Annotated in this window: 18 protein-coding genes; 3 read left to right on the top strand and 15 right to left on the bottom strand. The window is 70.1% G+C overall.

Annotated elements, in window-relative coordinates; genetic code table 11:
* Positions 1-37 precede the first annotated feature (37 nt).
* Positions 38-1240, bottom strand: coding sequence for an FAD-dependent oxidoreductase (locus tag CUR96_RS11445; RefSeq protein WP_102193446.1), 1203 nt, complete (start codon positions 1238-1240; stop codon positions 38-40).
* Positions 1241-1316: 76 nt separating this feature from the next.
* On the opposite strand from CUR96_RS11445, the gene CUR96_RS11440 reads away from it, so the two are divergent.
* The gene (locus tag CUR96_RS11440) at positions 1317-1799 is read left to right on the top strand and encodes a MarR family winged helix-turn-helix transcriptional regulator (protein WP_102193445.1); all 483 of its coding nucleotides are present in this window, start codon (positions 1317-1319) and stop codon (positions 1797-1799) included.
* A 99-nt stretch (positions 1800-1898) separates the two neighbouring features.
* Here the strand turns inward: CUR96_RS11440 and CUR96_RS11435 are convergent, their stop codons facing one another.
* Positions 1899-2750 (bottom strand): serine protein kinase RIO, encoded by an 852-nt coding sequence (locus tag CUR96_RS11435; protein ID WP_102193444.1) that lies wholly within the window; start codon positions 2748-2750, stop codon positions 1899-1901.
* 265 nt (positions 2751-3015) lie between these two features.
* Here CUR96_RS11435 and CUR96_RS11430 point away from each other — a divergent pair, with 265 nt between their 5' ends.
* Positions 3016-4206 carry an MFS transporter gene (locus CUR96_RS11430; RefSeq protein WP_102193443.1) on the top strand — a complete coding sequence of 397 codons (1191 nt, stop codon included), beginning with the start codon at positions 3016-3018 and terminating at the stop codon, positions 4204-4206.
* Between the two features lie 78 nt (positions 4207-4284).
* Here CUR96_RS11430 and CUR96_RS11425 read toward each other — a convergent pair whose 3' ends face one another.
* Positions 4285-5205, bottom strand: coding sequence for a helix-turn-helix domain-containing protein (locus CUR96_RS11425; RefSeq protein WP_102193442.1), 921 nt, complete (start codon positions 5203-5205; stop codon positions 4285-4287).
* Positions 5206-5293: 88 nt separating this feature from the next.
* Here CUR96_RS11425 and CUR96_RS11420 point away from each other — a divergent pair, with 88 nt between their 5' ends.
* On the top strand, positions 5294-5755 hold the full coding sequence (locus tag CUR96_RS11420) for a DUF3817 domain-containing protein (RefSeq protein WP_102193441.1): 462 nt from the start codon (positions 5294-5296) through the stop codon (positions 5753-5755).
* 8 nt (positions 5756-5763) lie between these two features.
* Here CUR96_RS11420 and CUR96_RS11415 read toward each other — a convergent pair whose 3' ends face one another.
* The 12 genes from CUR96_RS11415 to CUR96_RS11360 all read right to left on the bottom strand — a co-directional run bounded on the left by CUR96_RS11415 (position 5764) and on the right by CUR96_RS11360 (position 17702).
* Complete coding sequence (locus CUR96_RS11415) at positions 5764-6441, bottom strand: hypothetical protein (RefSeq protein WP_146008153.1); 678 nt, start codon at positions 6439-6441, stop codon at positions 5764-5766.
* Positions 6442-6482: 41 nt separating this feature from the next.
* Positions 6483-7454 carry an NAD(P)/FAD-dependent oxidoreductase gene (locus tag CUR96_RS11410; RefSeq protein WP_102193439.1) on the bottom strand — a complete coding sequence of 324 codons (972 nt, stop codon included), beginning with the start codon at positions 7452-7454 and terminating at the stop codon, positions 6483-6485.
* Positions 7447-7776: a ferredoxin gene (gene fdxA, locus CUR96_RS11405; protein WP_102193438.1), complete on the bottom strand. Its 330-nt coding sequence runs from the start codon at positions 7774-7776 to the stop codon at positions 7447-7449. The genes CUR96_RS11410 and fdxA overlap by 8 nt, the downstream gene beginning before the upstream one ends.
* A complete protein-coding gene (locus CUR96_RS11400; protein ID WP_102193437.1) occupies positions 7773-9173 on the bottom strand; it encodes an FAD-dependent oxidoreductase in 1401 nt (466 codons plus the stop codon). Before CUR96_RS11400 ends, fdxA begins: the two co-directional genes overlap by 4 nt.
* Positions 9174-9201: 28 nt before the next feature.
* On the bottom strand, positions 9202-10116 hold the full coding sequence (cobA, locus tag CUR96_RS11395) for a uroporphyrinogen-III C-methyltransferase (protein ID WP_102193436.1): 915 nt from the start codon (positions 10114-10116) through the stop codon (positions 9202-9204).
* Positions 10113-11021, bottom strand: coding sequence for an ABC transporter permease (locus CUR96_RS11390; RefSeq protein WP_102193435.1), 909 nt, complete (start codon positions 11019-11021; stop codon positions 10113-10115). The genes cobA and CUR96_RS11390 overlap by 4 nt, the downstream gene beginning before the upstream one ends.
* Entirely contained in the window at positions 11011-11850 is an 840-nt protein-coding gene (locus CUR96_RS11385; RefSeq protein ID WP_102193434.1) for an ABC transporter ATP-binding protein, read from the bottom strand. Before CUR96_RS11385 ends, CUR96_RS11390 begins: the two co-directional genes overlap by 11 nt.
* Entirely contained in the window at positions 11850-12872 is a 1023-nt protein-coding gene (locus tag CUR96_RS11380) for an ABC transporter substrate-binding protein (protein WP_102193971.1), read from the bottom strand. Before CUR96_RS11380 ends, CUR96_RS11385 begins: the two co-directional genes overlap by 1 nt.
* Positions 12873-12968: 96 nt before the next feature.
* Positions 12969-14330, bottom strand: a complete 1362-nt coding sequence (locus CUR96_RS11375) for a sulfate adenylyltransferase subunit 1 (protein ID WP_102193433.1) — start codon at positions 14328-14330, stop codon at positions 12969-12971.
* Positions 14330-15235: a sulfate adenylyltransferase subunit CysD gene (cysD, locus tag CUR96_RS11370; RefSeq protein WP_348639577.1), complete on the bottom strand. Its 906-nt coding sequence runs from the start codon at positions 15233-15235 to the stop codon at positions 14330-14332. The genes CUR96_RS11375 and cysD overlap by 1 nt, the downstream gene beginning before the upstream one ends.
* The gene (locus tag CUR96_RS11365; RefSeq protein WP_102193431.1) at positions 15232-15972 is read right to left on the bottom strand and encodes a phosphoadenylyl-sulfate reductase; all 741 of its coding nucleotides are present in this window, start codon (positions 15970-15972) and stop codon (positions 15232-15234) included. Before CUR96_RS11365 ends, cysD begins: the two co-directional genes overlap by 4 nt.
* Positions 15969-17702, bottom strand: a complete 1734-nt coding sequence (locus tag CUR96_RS11360) for a nitrite/sulfite reductase (RefSeq protein WP_102193430.1) — start codon at positions 17700-17702, stop codon at positions 15969-15971. Before CUR96_RS11360 ends, CUR96_RS11365 begins: the two co-directional genes overlap by 4 nt.
* Between the last annotated feature and the right edge of the window lie 34 nt (positions 17703-17736).

Genomic DNA, 17736 nt, shown 5'->3' with positions numbered 1-17736 from the left:
TTTTCGCGACGGGAGCGACGGCTGGTCATTCGGGGAACTACCGACCGCTTTCGAGGGTGCGTTCGTTCCAGGTGACGTGATGGTTGTACAGCCAGTCGTTGCGGGTGTCGTCGCGTGCTCTCCTCAGGAAGACCGGCAGCATCGCGTCGCGTATGGCGATGCCGAGCCGAGATCCGGTGACGCGCTTCTGCTTGTTGATCGCCTCGGCGTAGCGGACGACGGCCTCAGCGCGCGGTTGGCGCAGCCGCTGGTACTCGGCGAATGCGGTCGTGGCCTCGGCGTCCCGCAGACAGCGGGCGAGCGTGATCGAATCCTCGAGCGCGAGGGACGCTCCTTGGCCCGCGCTCGGTGAGATCGCGTGCACAGCATCCCCGATCGCGACGACGCGGCCGCGGCTCCAGTGCGGTACGCGCGGGAGGTCCTCGATCGGATAGCCGCGCAAGTCGCCCGCGGTGTGCGCGAGGATCTGCGGGACAGGGTGGGGATCGTCGGCATGCAGGTCACGCAGTCGCGCAAGCCATTCCTCGCCGGATATGGTGCGCAGATCGGCGCGATCGCCCTCCTTCGTCGTGACGTTCGCGAACCAGTACACCTCTGCGTCCTCCCGCACGAGGTACCCGAAGAACGAGCGGCGGCCGAAGACCATGTGCTGGGCACCCGGCGTCGGAGCGAGGCCGGGCACTCGGGCGAACCCGCCGAGCCCGACCAGACGGGAGAATCGTGGCTCAGGCGCGTCCGGGTCGATGTGGCGGCGTGTTCGCGACCCCACGCCGTCGGCGCCGATCAGCACGTCGCCGGTCGTACTGCGCCCATCGGCGAACGTGGCGCGCACCGTGGCACCCGACTCTTCGATCTGTTCGAGGCGGGTACCGAAGGTGAAGGGGATGCCGGCGGCCAGGGCGGCCTCGCGCAGGACGCTGTGGAGGATGCTGCGGCGCACGACCACGCCGCCGCGGCCGGGTTCACGCACCGGTCCGTTCGGAACGATGCCGAGCTGCTTGCCCGTGCTCGACCACATGACCATCTCCGGCGCGGGGTGACCCTGCGCGACGAGCCGGTCGCGGAGACCGAGTTGCTCGAGTACGGCGAGCCCGTTGGTGGCGACGTTGAGGAAGAGCCCGGCGTAGGCGTCGGGCTCGGCGGCGGCCTCGAAGATCTCGACCTCCCAGCCGGCACGACGCAGGAAGAGGGCGGTCGCCGGTCCGGCGACGCCACCTCCGATGATGAGCGCGCGGGGCATGGGATCCTCTTCTCGGTAGACTGATGATGAGAGTCTCGATGATCGAGCCTCTCTAATTTAGAGAGAGTATCCGGAGATGACCGATTCGTCAACGCGTGCGAGCGAACTGGAGCGCGCGGGTGAGGTGATGCGGGAGTTCATGGCTCGCGCGGTTCTGTTCCAGGACGCCGTCGCCAAGTGGGGCGGAGTGAACAGCACCGACCTCCAATGCGCGGGCCTGCTGATCAGTGAAGGCCCGGCGACTCCCGGCGAACTCGCCGAGCGCACCGGACTCACTGCAGGCGGCGCGATCACGACGGTCATCGACCGCCTTGAGCGCCAGGGCTACGTCTCGCGCGACCGGGACCCCAACGATCGGCGCCGGGTCATCGTCACGGCAGATCCAGAGGCCGTCTTCGCGCGATTCGGCGCGGTCTACGGCCGTGTGGGGGCCCGCTGGAACGCATACCTGGAAACCCTGAGCGACGAACAGCTCGCGTTCGCGAACGACCTCTTCGCGCGCGCGGCCGAGGTCAACCGAGAAGAGATCGAGCAGCTCCGCGCGCATCCGGGAGTCTGAATCAGGCCCCGACGGATCTGCTCCCGTCGCGAAATAGACCGGTATCGCGGCCGGATACCGGGTCTTTTCGCGACGGGAACGGTGGTGGGATGCCGGGGGTCAGGTGTACGACGCGGCGAGCAGTTCGGCGAACAGCTCTTCGGCGTCGCAGTCCACGCGGCGGCGGGTGAACCAGTCGCAGACGTTCACGCAGTCGCGGTGCAGCAGGTCGAGCCCCTGCGGGTTCGCGATGATGTCGACGATCTGCGGCAGATCGATGACGCGCACCCGGCCCTCGTGCACGAGCAGGTTGTACGCGGACAGGTCGCCGTGCGCGAAACCCGCCGCGGCGAAGACCCGCATGATCTCGGCGATCTGCGCATAGAAGCCGGCGAGCTCGGCGCGGTCGCTGCGCATCTGCGCGAGACGCGGAGCAGCGGTGCCGTTCGCGTCTCCGATGAACTCCATCAGCAGTTCGGTGCCGCTGACCTGCACGGGATAGGGCACCGGTGCGCCCAGCTCCCACATCCGGCAGAGCGCCTCGAACTCGGCGAACGACCATTGGATGGCGGCGACCTCCCGTCCGTGGCCCGACTTCTTCGCGAGAGCACGCGCATCGCGGGTGTTCCGCGTGCTGCGCCCCTCCGTGTACACCGACGAACGGTGGAAGCTCGAGTGGTCGCTGCCGCGATACCGCTTGGCGGCGAGCAGGGTGCGCTGCGCCGGGTCGTCGGGAACGGCCCGCTCGAGCAGGAAGACATCGGCTTCCTTGCCGGTCTTGAGGATGCCGAACTCGGTGTCGAGTGCGCCGGCCGACGTCACGACCCACGAGGGCCGGGGCTCCGGCCCGCGCTCGGTCGGGGTGACCGACGGCCAGGTGGTCCAGCGCTGACCTTCGCCGGGTTCGACGTCGGCGAAGGCGAGAGTGGTTTCGAAAGGGGATGCGTCGAAGGACGCAGAGAATTCAGACAAGGTGTGGCTCCAGGAGAGGAGGCCACAGGCGGTGGCCTCAGGGAAGGATGTCGGCGAGCGGCGCGACAAAGACGGTGTTCATGTCTTCGGCTCCTCTCGCTCTGACCTTCCGGGCGCATCCCGGTGCGTCGTCGAGCCTAGGCCCTGCCGGGGCCGGGTGTCCAGAGCGGGCCCGCGCCAGAAGAGCAGCGGTCCACGGACGAATGGTCGGATTCGGTGGACGACCGGTCGGGTCGCAGCATCCGACCGCTGCCAGTCTGGAACCATGACGATCACCGCTCCCGTTCCCACCACTCCCGCCAGCCGTGCGGAGAGGATCCGCTATGGCGGGCTCATCGTCGTCATGCTGATGAGCTTCCTGCTGGTGACCGCCGAGTTCCTCCCCAACGGCATGCTCACCGAGATGGCGGCGGCGCTCGGCGTCACGCCAGGGCAGGCCGGGCAGACCGTGACGGTCACCGCGCTCGTCGGGTTCATCGTCGCTCCGACGGTCGGACTGATCTTCCCTCGCCTCGATCGCCGGTCGCTGCTCGTGTGGATGGCGCTCGCCGCCGCGGTGTCGAACCTCATCGTCGCCGTCTCACCCAATCTCCTGATCGTGCTGCTGGCCCGGTTCCTGCTGGGTGCGGCGATCAGCGCATTCTGGTCGATGTCGATCACGGTCGCCGTCCGGATCGCCGGGCCGGAGCGCCTCGGTCGCGCCGTGATGTTCACCTCGGCCGGTGCGTCGCTGGCGACAGTGGCCGGCGTGCCTCTCGGCGTCATGCTCTCGGAGATCGCCGACTGGCGCGTCGTCTTCGCCGTGGCCGGTGTCGCGACCGGGCTGCTCGCGGTCGGCCTGCGCACGCTGCTGCCTTCGGTGCCCGCGGCGCAGGCATCCAGCATCCGCCTGCTCGTCGACACCGTGCGCCGTCCGGGTGTCGGGCTCGGCCTCATCGGCCACGTGCTCGTGGTACTGGGACACTTCCTCGCGTACACCTACGTGCGGCTGGCGCTGGAGCGCATCCCCGACGTCGACGCCTCCACGATCGTGGTGCTGCTCGCGCTCTTCGGCGCCGGCGGCCTCGTCGGCAACATCGTCATCGGCATCGTGATCGACCGTTCCTTCGAGTTCTTCGCCGTGCTCGCACCGGTCGTCATCGGGGTCTCCGTCGCGGCGATGCTGCTGCTCTCGGGCACGGTCGTCGGGCTGGGGATCGTCGTGACCGTGTGGGGCTTCTTCTTCGCCTCATGGCTGATCGTCGTCAACACCTGGGTGGGGCACCGGATGCCGGATCGACTCGAGGCCGGCGGCAGCCTCGTCGTGGTGGGCTTCCAGGGCGCGATCATGGTCGCGGCCGGGGTGGGCGGACTGCTCGTCGACACCCTCGGCGTCGAGCTCGTGTACATCGTCGGTGCGGCCGTGCTCATGGTCGGCGCCGTGCTGTTCGGGCTGTCGAACCGCACCAGGGCCTGAGGGGCGCCCGGCCGGTCGGCACGCCGGAGAACCCAGACGATCGCGGATCGTCTGGGTTCTTGCGATGGGATGCCGGGGTTACGCCGGAACGGCGGTGCGGTGCGCCATTCGCCACGCGGAGGGCGTCAGGCCGGTGCGGCGGCGGAAGGCGCGACTGAAGCCCTCGTCCGAGGCGTAGCCGAGTTCGCGGGAGATCGCCGAGACGGGGTCACCGGCATCCAGCATCCGCTTCGCGGCGTCGACGCGCACCTCGGTGACATAGTCCGCCGGAGACCGGCCGAGTGCGCTGCGGAACCGTTCGGCGAACACCGAGCGCGACATCGCGCCGACGCTCGCGAGGCGCTCGACGGTCCAGTCCCGGCCGGGCTCCTCATGGATCGCATCGACGACACGGTCCAGGAACGGATCGTTCGACAGGGACGGCCACCCCTCCGGAGCGCATCCGTTCTCCGCCCAGGCCCGGATGACCGAGAGTAGTACCGTCGTCGCCATCATCCGGCAGATGAGCGGGTCGCCCTGGCGCACCGGGCACGCATCAGCGCCGACCTGGCCGCCCATGTTCTCGGCGAGGGCGGCGGCGGCGGGCTCGAGCGCATCGAACCCGGTCACCGTGATGTGCGCCGGCAGCACGGTGCGCAGTTGCGCCGTCGCATCCGAGAGCTCGAGGTCGACGACCATCAGCACGGAGTCGGCGTCTGCCTCGAGGGCGTAAGGCCGATCACCGAGTGTCAGGAACGCGTCTCCGGCGACGAGTCGTTCGCGGTCCCCGCTCAGGTCGACCGCGACCAGGTGCGAGGTGCGGTCCACATCGAGACGGCAGCCGGTGCTCAGCGGCGGGTGGCCGTGCACGCCGCCCTCGGCGACGTAGACGAGATTGGCCGCACCGGGTGCGAGCGGCAACAGGGCGCCCGATTCCAGGCGCAACCGCCTGGCCACGCCGACACGGAGGTCGACGGAGCCGAGCACCTGGGTGAGGGCATCCGGGTCGACTGTCGCCATGACTGAGGGAACGCCGGGCCGGCGGCGGGTATTCCGGCGTGCGCATAGCTCGGTCTTCTACGCTGGGCAGAACGACCCGAGGAGTCCTGTGTTCCGTACGCCCGACCGCCTGTTCCGTGTTCTCGCGATCGCGGAGGCGATCACCTGGACCATTCTGATCTCGGCGATCATCGCCCGCGCCCTCGGCGCCCCCGGCGTCGTGGTCACGATCGGCGGCGGCATCCACGGGTTCGTGTTCCTCGCGTATGCCGCGACCGCGGTGCTCGTCGCCGTCAACCAGCGTTGGCGGGCGGGCGTCGCCGTCCTCGCCGTCGCGAGTGCGATCGTGCCGTATGCGACCATCCCGATGGAGATCTGGCTGCACCGCACGGGGCGGCTGCGCGGAGCGTGGCGCCTGGAGGAGAGCGAGGACTCGCGCGACCGCCTCTGGTACGACCGGCTGATGCGGTGGTTCCTCCGCCGCCCGTGGATGCTCGGAGCGCTCCTCGCCGTCGGCATCGTGGCGCTCTACGTCATCCTGCTGCTGGCGGGACCTCCCGGCGGGAAGTAGAGCGGGGATCAGGGGGAGACGACGATCGCGTTCTTGTCGATGACCTCGGCGAGCACCGCGTTCGCGTCGCCGCCGGTGCAATCCACGATGAGGTACACGCCGACACCGGTGCGCGTGAACGCCCGGGCCGACATGATCCACGACCGCTCGCCTTCCACGCCCAGCACCTGACGGTTCTCGACGCCGCCGCTCCCGCTGATCTGGTAGTTGAACTCGCCCGTGGTCGCGGCCGGCGTGATCGTGGCCGCATCGCTCTGCAGCAGGGCGGCGAGCATCGCATCCGACGATGCGCTGTCGTCGCCGGCGGTGACGGGGACATCCGCGATGTATCCCTGCCAGAACCGGGCGGTGCAGGCGCCGTCGGCGGTGCCGTACGTCCAGCCGCCGTCGCCGTTGTCAGGGGCGACGACGGTCCAGCCGTCGTCGGTCATCAGCCCGTCGCCCCACTCGATGTACGCGGTCTCGGTGAGCTCCTGGCCCTGGTCGAACGACAGGCCGTCGGGGAGATCCCCGCCCGCCTCGGCGGGCTCGTCGCTCGGCTCCGGCGAATCCGCCGGCTCCTCGACCGGCGCCGGATCGGCGGGAGGAGGCGGCAGCAGGCATCCGCTGAGCGGCAGCGCCACCGCGATGACCGCGGCCCCTGCGAGGAGGCGGAACGTCGATGTGACCTCAGCGGTGCGCGTCATGCCGGTCAGCATAGCCCCGGGTGCCGGAGATCAGTGCCTCGTCAATGCGCCGTCGCGACGCCGATCGTGTCGTGCACGATCACCGCGGCGACCCGCGCCCCGGCGCCGGCCGCGACGATGAGCTGCTGCGGTCCCGGCGCGGCGACGTCACCCGCGGCATACAGGCCCGTCACGCCGGTGCGTCCGGAGCGATCGGTCAGGAGGTGGCCGGCGCCGTCGAGCGGCGGCGCGATGCCGTCGAGGAACGACAGGTCGGCCTCCCAGAGTGGCCGCACGAAACCGCCGTCGAGCACGACCTCACCTCCGTCGGCGAGGCGCACGGCCTCGAGCCGGCCTCGGTCGCCGACGAGCTCGACGATCGGATGCCGTTGCACGGCCACGCCGGCCGCCGCGAGCTCCGCCTCCTCGGTCGTGGTCACCGTGTCGGCGCCGTTCGTGAACACCGTGAGGCTCTCGGTCCAGCGTCCGATCAGCCGCGCGCGATCGGCGAGATCGGCCGATTCGCCGATCAGAGCCAGCCTCCGGCCGCGCAGCTCCCACGCATCGCAGGCCGCGCAGCTGAACAGGCTCATGCCGTAGAAGCCGCGCAGGTTCGGCACATCGGGCAGCGTCTCGCGCAGGCCGGTGGCGAGCAGCACCGACCGTGTCGAGACGACCTCGGTGGGTTCGCGCCGGCCGATGGCGGCGGCGAATCCGGCATCCGTCTTCGTGAGCGACGCGACCCGCACCCGCGTGCGCACCTCGACGTTCGGGTAGGCGGCGAGCTCCTCCCTGGCGAGGCGGCGCAGCTCGTGCGGCGGCACGCCGTCGCGGGTGAGGAAGCCGTGCGAAGTCAGAGTGGCGGCGTTGCGCGGGCGGTCGGCGTCGACGAGCAGCACCCGCACGAGGGATCGACCGAGGTTGAGCGCGGCGGACAGGCCGGCCGGCCCGCCGCCGATGATGAGCACGTCGTACTCGCGGGCCGCGTCGGCGGCAGGTCCTGGTGGCACCTCCGCCGCGGCCGTCTCAGCCATGCTCGCCGTCCTGGGGCGGGAGGGCGGCGATGATGGGGTGGTCGAAGGTGAGGACGCCGGTCTTGGCCGCACCACCCGGAGAGCCGATCTCGTCGAAGAACTCCACGTTCGCCTTGTAGTAGTCCGCCCACTCCTCGGGCAGGTCGTCCTCGTAGTAGATCGCCTCGACCGGGCACACCGGTTCACAGGCACCGCAGTCCACGCATTCATCCGGATGGATGTACAGCGACCGCTCCCCTTCGTAGATGCAGTCCACGGGGCACTCGTCGATGCAGGCACGATCCTTCACATCGACACACGGCAGAGCGATCACATACGTCATCGCACCAGCGCTCCGTCGCGGGACACCGCCACCTGCTCCTCGCGGGGAACGACCTTGACGCGTTCGCGCGTGTGCGCGTGGTTCTCGCCGAGGTGGCGCTCGTGCGCGTCGAGGGCGAGCCAGCCGTCCCACGTCGTGTACGCGGTTTCGCGCTCGTCCAGGACTGCGAGCACGTCGTCCGCGTCCGCCGGCGCGGTCAGCAGCCCTGCCTCGGCATCCGCCACGAGGTTCGAGATCGTCTCGAGTGCATCGGACTTCGTGTGGCCGATGAGCCCGACCGGCCCGCGCTTGATCCAGCCCGTCGCGTACAGACCGGGCTCGCCGACGACTCGGCCGCCCTCGTTCGGAACGACGCCGCGAGCCGGGTCGAAGGGCGCTCCGGCGACCTGGGTGCCGTAGTAGCCGACGGCGCGGTACACAGCCTGGATCGGGTACTCGCGGATCTCGCCCGTCCTGACCAGTGAACCGTCGGGACCCGGTGCGGTGCGCTCGAAGCGGATGCCGGCGACCCGATCCTCACCCGTGATCTCGACGGGAGCATGCCAGAAGTGCAGGTGCAGTCGGCGCGAAGCCCCGGTCTGCGGCCGCTCGCGCCAGCCGTTCAGGGTGCGCAGCATGACCTTCAGCTGGTTGGTGGATGCGGCTGCCGGGTCGACGTCGTCGAAGTCCTCCTCGTAGAGCACGATGTCGACGTCGTTCACCTCGCCGAGCTCGCGCAGCTCGATCGGCGTGAACTTGATGTCGGCAGGGCCGCGTCGGCCGAACACGTGCACGTCGGTCACAGCCGACGACTCGAGGCCTTCGAGCACGTTGTCGGGCACCTCGGTGGTGCGCAGATCCACGGCGTGCTTGGCGAGAACGCGGGCCACGTCGAGCGCGACGTTGCCGTTGCCGATGACCGCGACGGAGGAGGCGTCGAGGGGCCACGTGCGCGCGACATCGGGGTGTCCGTCGAACCAGGCGACGAAGTCGGCGGCGCCGTACGACCCGGGCAGATCGACACCGGGGACATCGAGCGCGGCATCGCGGATCGCGCCGGTCGCGAGGATCACCGCGTGGTAGCGCTCGCGCAGCTCGTCGATGGAGATGTCGCGACCGACCTCGACGTTGCCGATGAAGCGGATGGTGCGCCGGGTCGCCGCAGGCTCGTCGTCGGATGCCGCGGGGAAGGCATCCAGCATCTCGTGCAGCGAGTTGACGATGCCCTTGATGCGCGGGTGGTCGGGGGCGACGCCGTAGCGGATGAGGCCGTAGGGCGCGGGGAGCGACTCGAAGAGGTCGATCTCGACGCGGCCGTCCAGAGCCGCGACAGCGCCGGCGAGCAGATTGCCGGCATAGATGCCTGCGGGGCCGGCCCCGACGATGGCGACGCGCAGGGTGGGAGAGGAGGAGGTCATGACGAAGGAGGCCTTTCGGTCTGCGGGCTCAGCGCGTGCGCGAGAAGAAGGAGGAGAAGGAGGGGCGGATGCCGTCGTCCGGACGCTGATCGAGGGTGGATTCGACCGCCTGGATCAGGCCGGTGTCGACGGCGAGGCCGGCGTCGAGGGCGTCCGCCCAGCGCGGGCGCGGCGAAGGCGCAGCATCCGGTGCCGCCGGAACGGCCGCGGAGGCGAGCGATGCCGCATCCGGGCTCAATCTGACGACGTCGCCGATCACGACCACGGCGGGGGAGCGCACCTGGCGAGCCGCAGCGAGGTGCGCGATGGTGCCGAGTGTGCCGACGGTGATCCGCTGCCGCTCGCCGAAGCCGTCTTCGATGATCGCGACCGGGCAGTCCGCGCCGCGGGGACCGGTGGCGAGCACATGCGCGGAGTGCGCGAGCGTACCCACGCCCATCAGCAGCACGACGGTGTGGTCACCGCCGCCCGTGACCTGCTCGATCTGATCGTGGCCGCTGACGACGGTGAACGATGCAGCGATGCCGCGATGGGTGAGCGGGATTCCGGCCACGGCCGGAACGGAGACGGCGCTGGTGACGCCGGGAACGATCTCGACCGGGATTCCGGCTGCCTCGCAGAACAGCTGCTCCTCGCGGCCGCGGCCGAACACGAACGGGTCTCCGCCCTTCAGTCGCACGACGCGTTTCCCTGCGGAGGCGAGTTCGACGAGCAGCGCATTGATGCCGTCCTGCGAAACCGGGTGGTGTCCTGGCAGCTTGCCGACGTCGATCACCTCGGCGTCGATCTGCTCGCCCTCGTCGACGAGCTGCTCCAGCACGGTGCGCGCACCGAGCCGATCGGCGACGATGACGTCGGCCTCCTGCAGGGCTCGGAACCCGCGGAGGGTCAGCAACCCGGCGTCGCCGGGACCTGCCCCGACGAGCGTGACCCGGCCGGTCATCGTGAGCCGCCCAGCATCAGGCCGCGGTTGCGGAGCATCCGCCGCTCGATCGGGCCGAACAGTGCCAGTTCGATCAGAATGCCGATCGCGAGGATGAGCAGGATCGTGGCGAGCACGCCGGCGAGATCCGCGAGTTCGCGTGACTGGTTGAGCATCGTGCCGAGGCCGAAGCCGATCGTTCCCCCGCTGGTGATGATCTCAGCCGCCATCAGCGACCGCCAGGAGAAGGCCCAGCCCTGCTTGAGGCCGGCGAAGTAGCCGGGGAGGGCCGCGGGCAGAGTGACCGAGGTCGCGAGCTGCCAGCGGCTCGCGCCGAGCACGATGCCGACTCGGCGCAACTGCGGCGGCACCTGATCGATGCCGGAGAGGAGCCCGTTCACGATCGAGGGGATGGCGCCCATCAGGATGACGAAGTAGGCGGTGGCATCACTGAGCCCGAACCAGATGATCGCAGCGGGCACCCAGGCGACCGAGGGCAGCACCGTGAGGCCGGAGATCAGCGGGCCGGCGGCGCGACGGAGCAGCTTCCACTCGGCGAGCAGCATCCCGAGCGCGGTGCCGACGAGGATCGCGATCAGGAACCCGATGACGCCGCGCTCGAGGCTCGTGGTCACCGCCTCCTGCAGGCGGCCCGACTCCCAGGAATCGCCGAGGGCGCCGGCGACCGCCGCAGGGCTCGGTGCCTTGTCGGGGCGGGGGTTCGCGACGACGATGTACAGCTGCCACACGGCGAGCAGGGCGATCAGCAGCCCCACCGGCGGCAGGGTCTTGCCGAGCACGTCACGCCAGAGCGACCTCTGCGGTGCGGTGTCGGACTGCAGGCGATCGAGGCCGGCGGAGAGGGTGGCGAGGTCGTCGTTCTCGACGGTCTCGTTCGTTGCGACGGATGCGGCTTCAGGAGGCATTGCGGCGGATCTCCTTCCGGAGCTCGGCGGTGATCTCGGTGGCCAGCGCCGCCACCTCGGGCGACTCGATGCGCCGGCCGCGGGTCGAGGCGACCTTCCATTCCCCGGCCACCCGGCCGGGGCGGCTGGAGAGCAGGATGACGCGCTGGCCGAGGCGCGCAGCCTCGCGCACGTTGTGGGTGACGAACACGATGGTGCGGCCGGTGGCCCGCCACACGCGCTCGAGCTCCTCGTGCAGGAGGTCGCGGGTGATCGCGTCGAGGGCTGCGAAGGGCTCGTCCATGAGCAGTACGGAACGGTCCTGGGCGAGGGCGCGGGCCAGGGCGACGCGCTGTCGCATACCGCCGGAGAGTTCGTGCGGGCGCTTGTCCGCCGCTTCCGACAGGTTCACGGTGCCGAGCAGACGCTCGGCCTCCTCGCGGCGCTCGCGGCGCGCGACGCCACGAAGGCGCAACGCGAGTTCCACGTTCTGGCGCGCAGTGAGCCAGGGCATCAGCGCGGACTCCTGGAACATCACCGCGGCGCCGCCGGCCGGCGTGCCGATGGATCCTGCGGTCACCGGTTCGAGTCCGGCGATGAGGTTCAGCAACGTGGACTTCCCGCAGCCGGAGGCGCCGAGCAGGCAGACGAACTCGCCGGGGGCGATGTCGAGCGAGACGTCGTCGAGGACGACCGGTCCCGATCCGTAGCGCTTCGTGACGTTCGAGATGCGCACCGCGGGGTCGACGGCGGGCGCCGGCGCCGCGACCGGTGCGACGCTGTCGAAGCTCGGCGTCAGCCTGGTCACGGGCACCTCCGCATCCACCGTCTTCCCCGCGGGCGCAGTCATCATTCCTCCCCGAGGTCGGCGGCGGAGACGGGCTCCGCTCCGTCCTTCTCGAGGAGGGCGTTCAGTGCGCGCAGGTCGAAGAGCCCGTCGATCGAGCCTTCCTTCTGCGTCCCGGCGGCGAGACCGTCCTCGACGAGCGTCTCGAAGGCCTCCGCATGCGGATCGACCGTGAACGTCACGTTCTCGAGGGCACGGGCGAGCACCTCGTCCGAGAGCCTCTTACCGGTCGCCTCCTCGAGCGCGTCGTTGATGACGGCCGGGGCCTCCTCGGCATTCTCGTCGAGCCAGGTCACGGCGGCGATGTGCCCCTGGAGCAGCTCCTCGACGACGTCGGGGTGCTGCTCGGCGAACTCCGCGCGCACCAGCAGGACGGTCGTCGGGAAGTTCCCGTCGGGCCAGAGGTCCTTCTCGTCGACGAGCACGTGCGCTCCGGCCTCGACGACCAGTCGCGAGACCCAGGGCTCCGGCAGCCAGGCACCGTCGAGCTGCCCGTCCTGGAACAGGGTCAGCGTCTGGGCGTTCTCGGTCGGCGTGATGGTGACGTCGCCGCCACCCGAAGTCGAGGTCTCGAAGCCCTCTTCCGCGAGCCAGCTGCGCAGCGCCACATCCTGCGTGTTGCCGAGCTGCGGGGAGGCGATGTTGGTCCCCTCGAGGTCTTCCGGCGTCTCGATGCCGTCGCGGACCACGAGCGCTGCGCCACCCGACGTGGCGCCCGCGATGATGTGGGCGGACTCTCCACCGGACTGGATGAACGTGTTGATCGACGGGTTCGGGCCGATGTAGGTCGCGTCGATCGCGCCGGCGGAGAGCGCCTCGATCGCGGCGGGGCCGGCGTTGAACACCTCGGTCTTCAGATCGACGTCGCCGAGAGCATCCTGGAACAGGCCCTCGGAGAGGCCGACCAGGGCCGGTGCGTGCGTGACGTTCGCGAAGTATCCGAGGCGGACCTCGGTGAGATCGTCGCCCGTGGCCCCGCCGGAGTCGGGCTCAGCGGATGCCGAGGCGCAACCGGCCAGCATCATTGCGGTGATTCCCAGAGCGGTGAGTGTCTTGATGGTGCGGTTGATCTTCACGGTTTCGCCTCCTTCAGGGTGGGTGTTCGAGTGGGATTGAGCAGGTCAGGGTGCGTCGTCGACGATCACGACGGTCGCCGCGGCGAGAGTCGCGCCGTCGGCGGGGTGGATCAGCAGCAGGGCGCCGCCCTCGCGGCCCTGTGCATACGGCTCCAGCGGCAGTTCCGACGCGAGGCGCAGACGCACCCGGCCGATCTCGTTCACGGCGAGGTCATCGGCGTCGTGATGGGCGAGCGTCTCCAGGTCGTACCGCGAGAGCACCTCGGCGACGACGGCCTGAATCGTGGAGGTGCCGTGCTTGACGAGCACCCGGGTGCCGGTGGTGACGGAGCGCGGATCCAGCTGGAACAGCTCGACCACGGCCTCCTTCCGGCCGGCGGGCGCCGTGCCCGCGCCGACGATGAGCGCGCCGCGCGCGGCATCCACGTCGTCGGCGAGCGTCAGCGTCACGGACTGCGACGTCGTCGCGGCATCCGCTTCGTCGCCTGCGATGTGGATGCCGGTGACCGTCGTGGCGAGTCGTCCGGGGAGCACCTCGACCCGATCGCCGACGCGGACGGTGCCGGAGCTGACGCGGCCCGCGAAGCCACGGAAATCGCGGTAGCGCTCGGCGTCCGCTGCGGGGATCGTGGGGGCGAGGCCGCCCTGTGGCCGGAGCACCAGCTGCACCGGCAGCCGGAACTCGGCGGCGTGCGAGACGGTCTCCTGCTGACTGGGGAGGGTCTCGAGCAGCTCCAGCAGGGTGGGGCCGTCGTACCAGGGGGTGCGTCCGGAGCGGTCGACGATGTTGTCGCCCTGCAGTGCGGAGACCGGCAGCACCCGGATGCCGGAGAGGCCGAGTTCAGTCGCGACGCGGCCCGCTTCGCGTTCGATCTCGTCGTATCGCGCCTCATCGAAGTCGATCAGGTCGATCTTGTTCACCGCGATGATCACGTGCGCGACGCGCAGCAGCGACACCACCGCGAGGTGTCGCCTGGTCTGCTCGACCACGCCCTTGCGGGCGTCGACGAGCACGATCACGGCGTCGGCGGTCGCGGCGCCGGTGACCATGTTGCGGGTGTACTGCACGTGGCCGGGGCAGTCCGCGAGGATGAAGCTGCGGCGGCCGGTGGAGAAGTAGCGGTAGGCGACATCGATCGTGATGCCCTGCTCGCGCTCGGCGCGAAGGCCGTCGGTCAGCAGCGCGAAGTCGAAGGCACCGTGGGCGAAACCGCGGTCGCGGGAGGTCGCGGCGACCTGCTCGAGCTGGTCGGCCAGGATCGCCTTCGCGTCGTGCAGCAGCCGGCCGACGAGGGTCGACTTGCCGTCGTCGACGGATCCGGCCGTCGCGAAGCGGAACAGGGTGGAGCCCTCGGCGAGCAGGGATACCGCCTCAGCCGGCGCGTCGAGAATCGAGGTATCGGTCATCAGAAGTACCCGTCCTTCTTGCGATCTTCCATGGCGGCCTCGCTGATGCGGTCATCCGCCCTGGTGGCACCGCGTTCGGTGAGCGTCGAGCGCGCGACCTCCGCGACGACGGATGCCGTGTCCGCGGCATCCGATTCCACGGCGCCGGTGCAGCTCGAGTCGCCGACCGTCCGGTAGCGCACGACCCGGCGTTCGGTCGGTTCATGGTCGCGCGGCAGCGAGAACTCGCCGACCGACCACCACATGCCGTCGCGCCGGAACACCTCGCGCTCGTGCGCGTAGTACAGCGGCGGGAGAGCGATGTCCTCGCGAGCGATGTACTGCCAGATGTCGAGCTCGGTCCAGTTCGAGATCGGGAAGGCGCGTACGTGCTGGCCGGGGAGGTGACGGCCGTTGTACAGGCTCCACAGCTCGGGGCGCTGATTGCGCGGATCCCACTGCCCGAACTCGTCGCGCAGCGAGATGATCCGCTCTTTGGCGCGGGCCTTGTCTTCGTCGCGGCGAGCGCCGCCGAACACCGCATCGTGCTTGCCCGCAGCGATCGCGTCGAGCAGGGGCTGCGTCTGCAGGGTGTTGCGGGTTCCGTCCGGACGCTCGGCAAGGCGGCCGTCGTCGATGTAGTCCTGCACGCTGGCGACTTCGAGCCTGATGCCGAGGCGTTCGACGGTCTCGTCGCGGAACGCGATGACCTCGGGGAAGTTGTGGCCGGTGTCGACGTGCAGCACGGGGAACGGCACCTTGCCCGGGGCGAACGCCTTGGCGGCGAGGTGCAGCACCACGACGGAGTCCTTGCCGCCGGAGAACAGCAGCACGGGCTTCTCGAACTCGGCGACGACCTCGCGGATGATGTGGATCGCCTCGGCCTCGAGCAGGTCGAGGGTGCTCAGCGACGTGATGGTGCTCATAGGTGCAGCCCGCATTCTGTCTTCGAGAGTCCTGCCCAGCGGCCGGATCGCGGATCCTCGCCGGGGGCGACCGCCTTCGTGCACGGCGCGCACCCGATGGAGGGGTAGCCGTTCGCGACGAGGGGATTCACCGGCACCTCGTGCACGGTGGCGTAGTCGATGAGGTCGTCGAAGCTCCAGCTCGCGACCGGGTTGACCTTGACCAGTCCGTTGCGCTCGTCCCAGACGATCAGCGGGGTGTCGGCGCGAGTCGGGCCTTCTTCGCGGCGTACGCCGGTGAACCACAGCTCGTAGCCGCCGAGCGCCCGCTGCAGCGGCTCGACCTTGCGACGTGCGCAGCACAGGCCGGGATCGCGGGCGAACAGTTCGGCGCCGAATTCGGCATCCTGCTCGCGCACGGTCTGCTCGGGTTTCACGTCGACGATGCGCACGTCGAGGGCTGTGGCGACCTCGTTGCGGGTGAACGTGGTCTCGGCGAAGTGGTAGCCGGTCTCGAGGAAGAGCACGTCGACCCCCGGGAGGCTCTGCGCGACCAGGTGCGGCAGGGCGGCATCCGCCATCGAGCAGGCGACGGCGGCCTGGGAGACGGCGAAGTTCTCGGCCACCCACGCGACGACCTCGGCCGGGCTCGCTTCGTCGGCGGCGCGACTGCGCAACTCGATCGCGCCGCGCTCGGCGAGGGCCTTGAGCTCCTCGGCGGAGCGGCGGGCCGGGCGGATGTCGACCAGGGTGCTCACTGCAGAGCCTCCTCGTCGGCGCGGTGCGCCCACTGCGCGAAACTCTCCGCATCCTCGCGGTCGGCGAGGTAGCGGCGGATGACGCGCTCGGCGTAGTCGGCGATGCCGTCAGCTGCGACCTTCAGGCCGCGCACGGTGCGGCCGAGCCCCGCCTCTTCACGGTCGACGCCGGCGAGACCGCCGCCGAGGTGCACCTGGTACCCGGGAACCTGTTCCCCGCCGATCAGGACGAGCTGGCCCTTCAGGCCGATGTCGGCCGTCTGGATGCGGGCGCAGGAGTTCGGGCACCCGTTCACGTGCAGGGTGATCGGGCGGCCGATCTCGGGCTCGAGCTCGCCGAGGCGATCCTCGAGCTGGCGGATCGCCTCGGCGGCGTTCGCCTTGGTCTCGACGATGGCGAGCTTGCAGTACTCGATGCCGGTGCAGGCGATGGTGCCGCGACGGAACAGGCTCGGGCGGGCCGAGAGGCCGATCGCGTCGAGACCCGCGACGAGGCTCTCGACCTCGGTCTCGGGAACATCGAGGACGATGAGCTTCTGATACGGCGTGGTGCGCACGCGCTGCGAGCCGTGCACCTCGGCGAGGTCGGCGAGAGCGGTGAGCGTGCTGCCGGAGACGCGGCCGACGAGGGGAGCGGCGCCGACGAAGAAGCGGCCGTCCTTCTGGGCGTGCACGCCGACGTGGTCGCCGATGCTGGTCGGCTTGGGTGCGGCCGGGCCGTCGGGGAGGGGGCTGTCGAGGTACTCGTTCTCGAGCACCTCGCGGAACTTCTCGGTGCCCCAGTCAGCCAGGAGGAACTTCAGACGCGCCTTGTTGCGGAGGCGGCGGTAGCCGTAGTCGCGGAAGATCTGGGTCACGCCGTGCCAGACCTCGGCGACCCGGTCGGGCGTCACGAACGTGCCGAGGCGCTCGCCGAGACGCGGCACCACGGAGAGGGCGCCGCCGACCCAGAGGTCGTAGCCGATGCCGAGTTCGGGGTGCTCGACGGCGACGAAGGCGCAGTCGTTGATCTCGTGGACGACGTCCTGGCTGGGGTGGCCGGTGATCGCGGTCTTGTACTTGCGGGGGAGGTTCGCGAGCGTCGGGTCGCCGATGAACCGGGCGGCGATCTCGTGGATCTGCGGCGTCGGGTCGATGATCTCATCGGCGGCGATGCCCGCGACGGGGGAGCCGAGGATGACGCGGGGAACGTCGCCGCACGCCTCGGTGGTGCTGAGGCCGACCTCTTCGAGGCGCCGCCAGATCTCGGGGACGTCTTCGACGCGGATCCAGTGCAGCTGCACGTTCTGCCGGTCGGTCATGTCTGCGCTGTCGCGGGCGAACTCGGTGGAGATCTCGCCGATCACGCGCAGCTGGTGGGTCGTGAGCTGGCCGCCGTCGATACGGACTCGCAGCATGAAGTACTCGTCTTCGAGCTCGTGCGGCTCGAGTTGCGCCGTGCGGCCGCCGTCGATCCCTGGCTTGCGCTGCGTGTACAGGCCCCACCAGCGGAAGCGCCCGTGCAGGTCGGTCGGGTCGATGCTTGCGAAGCCGCCCTGCGCGTAGACCGTCTCGATGCGCTCGCGCACGTTGAGTCCGTTGTCGGCGAGCTTGAACTCCTCATTGGGGTTCAATGGCTCGGTGCCGTCGACGAGCCACTGCCCGTGCGGCTTCGTCGGTACGCGGGCTGTGCGCGTGCGGGCACCGCGGACTGGCCCTGACTGTACGGGCCCTGGCTGCTGGATGGTCATGGTCCTGCTCCCTGGATGGCTGTCTTTCAACCTA

Origin of the sequence: Microbacterium aurantiacum (assembly GCF_002872075.1) — a bacterium.
Lineage (GTDB): Bacteria > Actinomycetota > Actinomycetes > Actinomycetales > Microbacteriaceae > Microbacterium > Microbacterium aurantiacum_A.
This window is presented reverse-complemented; position numbering and strand designations above follow the sequence as displayed.

What these genes read in the sequence shown, in the direction of transcription:
- CUR96_RS11445 (WP_102193446.1), bottom strand. Translation starts at nt 1,240, where the DNA reads ATGCCCCGCGCGCTCATCATCGGAGGTGGCGTCGCCGGACCGGCGACC.
- CUR96_RS11440 (WP_102193445.1), top strand. Translation starts at nt 1,317, where the DNA reads ATGACCGATTCGTCAACGCGTGCGAGCGAACTGGAGCGCGCGGGTGAG.
- CUR96_RS11430 (WP_102193443.1), top strand. Translation starts at nt 3,016, where the DNA reads ATGACGATCACCGCTCCCGTTCCCACCACTCCCGCCAGCCGTGCGGAG.
- CUR96_RS11425 (WP_102193442.1), bottom strand. Translation starts at nt 5,205, where the DNA reads ATGGCGACAGTCGACCCGGATGCCCTCACCCAGGTGCTCGGCTCCGTC.
- CUR96_RS11415 (WP_146008153.1), bottom strand. Translation starts at nt 6,441, where the DNA reads ATGACGCGCACCGCTGAGGTCACATCGACGTTCCGCCTCCTCGCAGGG.
- CUR96_RS11410 (WP_102193439.1), bottom strand. Translation starts at nt 7,454, where the DNA reads ATGGCTGAGACGGCCGCGGCGGAGGTGCCACCAGGACCTGCCGCCGAC.
- fdxA (WP_102193438.1), bottom strand. Translation starts at nt 7,776, where the DNA reads ATGACGTATGTGATCGCTCTGCCGTGTGTCGATGTGAAGGATCGTGCC.
- CUR96_RS11400 (WP_102193437.1), bottom strand. Translation starts at nt 9,173, where the DNA reads ATGACCTCCTCCTCTCCCACCCTGCGCGTCGCCATCGTCGGGGCCGGC.
- cobA (WP_102193436.1), bottom strand. Translation starts at nt 10,116, where the DNA reads ATGACCGGCCGGGTCACGCTCGTCGGGGCAGGTCCCGGCGACGCCGGG.
- CUR96_RS11390 (WP_102193435.1), bottom strand. Translation starts at nt 11,021, where the DNA reads ATGCCTCCTGAAGCCGCATCCGTCGCAACGAACGAGACCGTCGAGAAC.
- CUR96_RS11385 (WP_102193434.1), bottom strand. Translation starts at nt 11,850, where the DNA reads ATGACTGCGCCCGCGGGGAAGACGGTGGATGCGGAGGTGCCCGTGACC.
- CUR96_RS11380 (WP_102193971.1), bottom strand. Translation starts at nt 12,872, where the DNA reads ATGATGCTGGCCGGTTGCGCCTCGGCATCCGCTGAGCCCGACTCCGGC.
- CUR96_RS11375 (WP_102193433.1), bottom strand. Translation starts at nt 14,330, where the DNA reads ATGACCGATACCTCGATTCTCGACGCGCCGGCTGAGGCGGTATCCCTG.
- cysD (WP_348639577.1), bottom strand. Translation starts at nt 15,235, where the DNA reads ATGAGCACCATCACGTCGCTGAGCACCCTCGACCTGCTCGAGGCCGAG.
- CUR96_RS11360 (WP_102193430.1), bottom strand. Translation starts at nt 17,702, where the DNA reads ATGACCATCCAGCAGCCAGGGCCCGTACAGTCAGGGCCAGTCCGCGGT.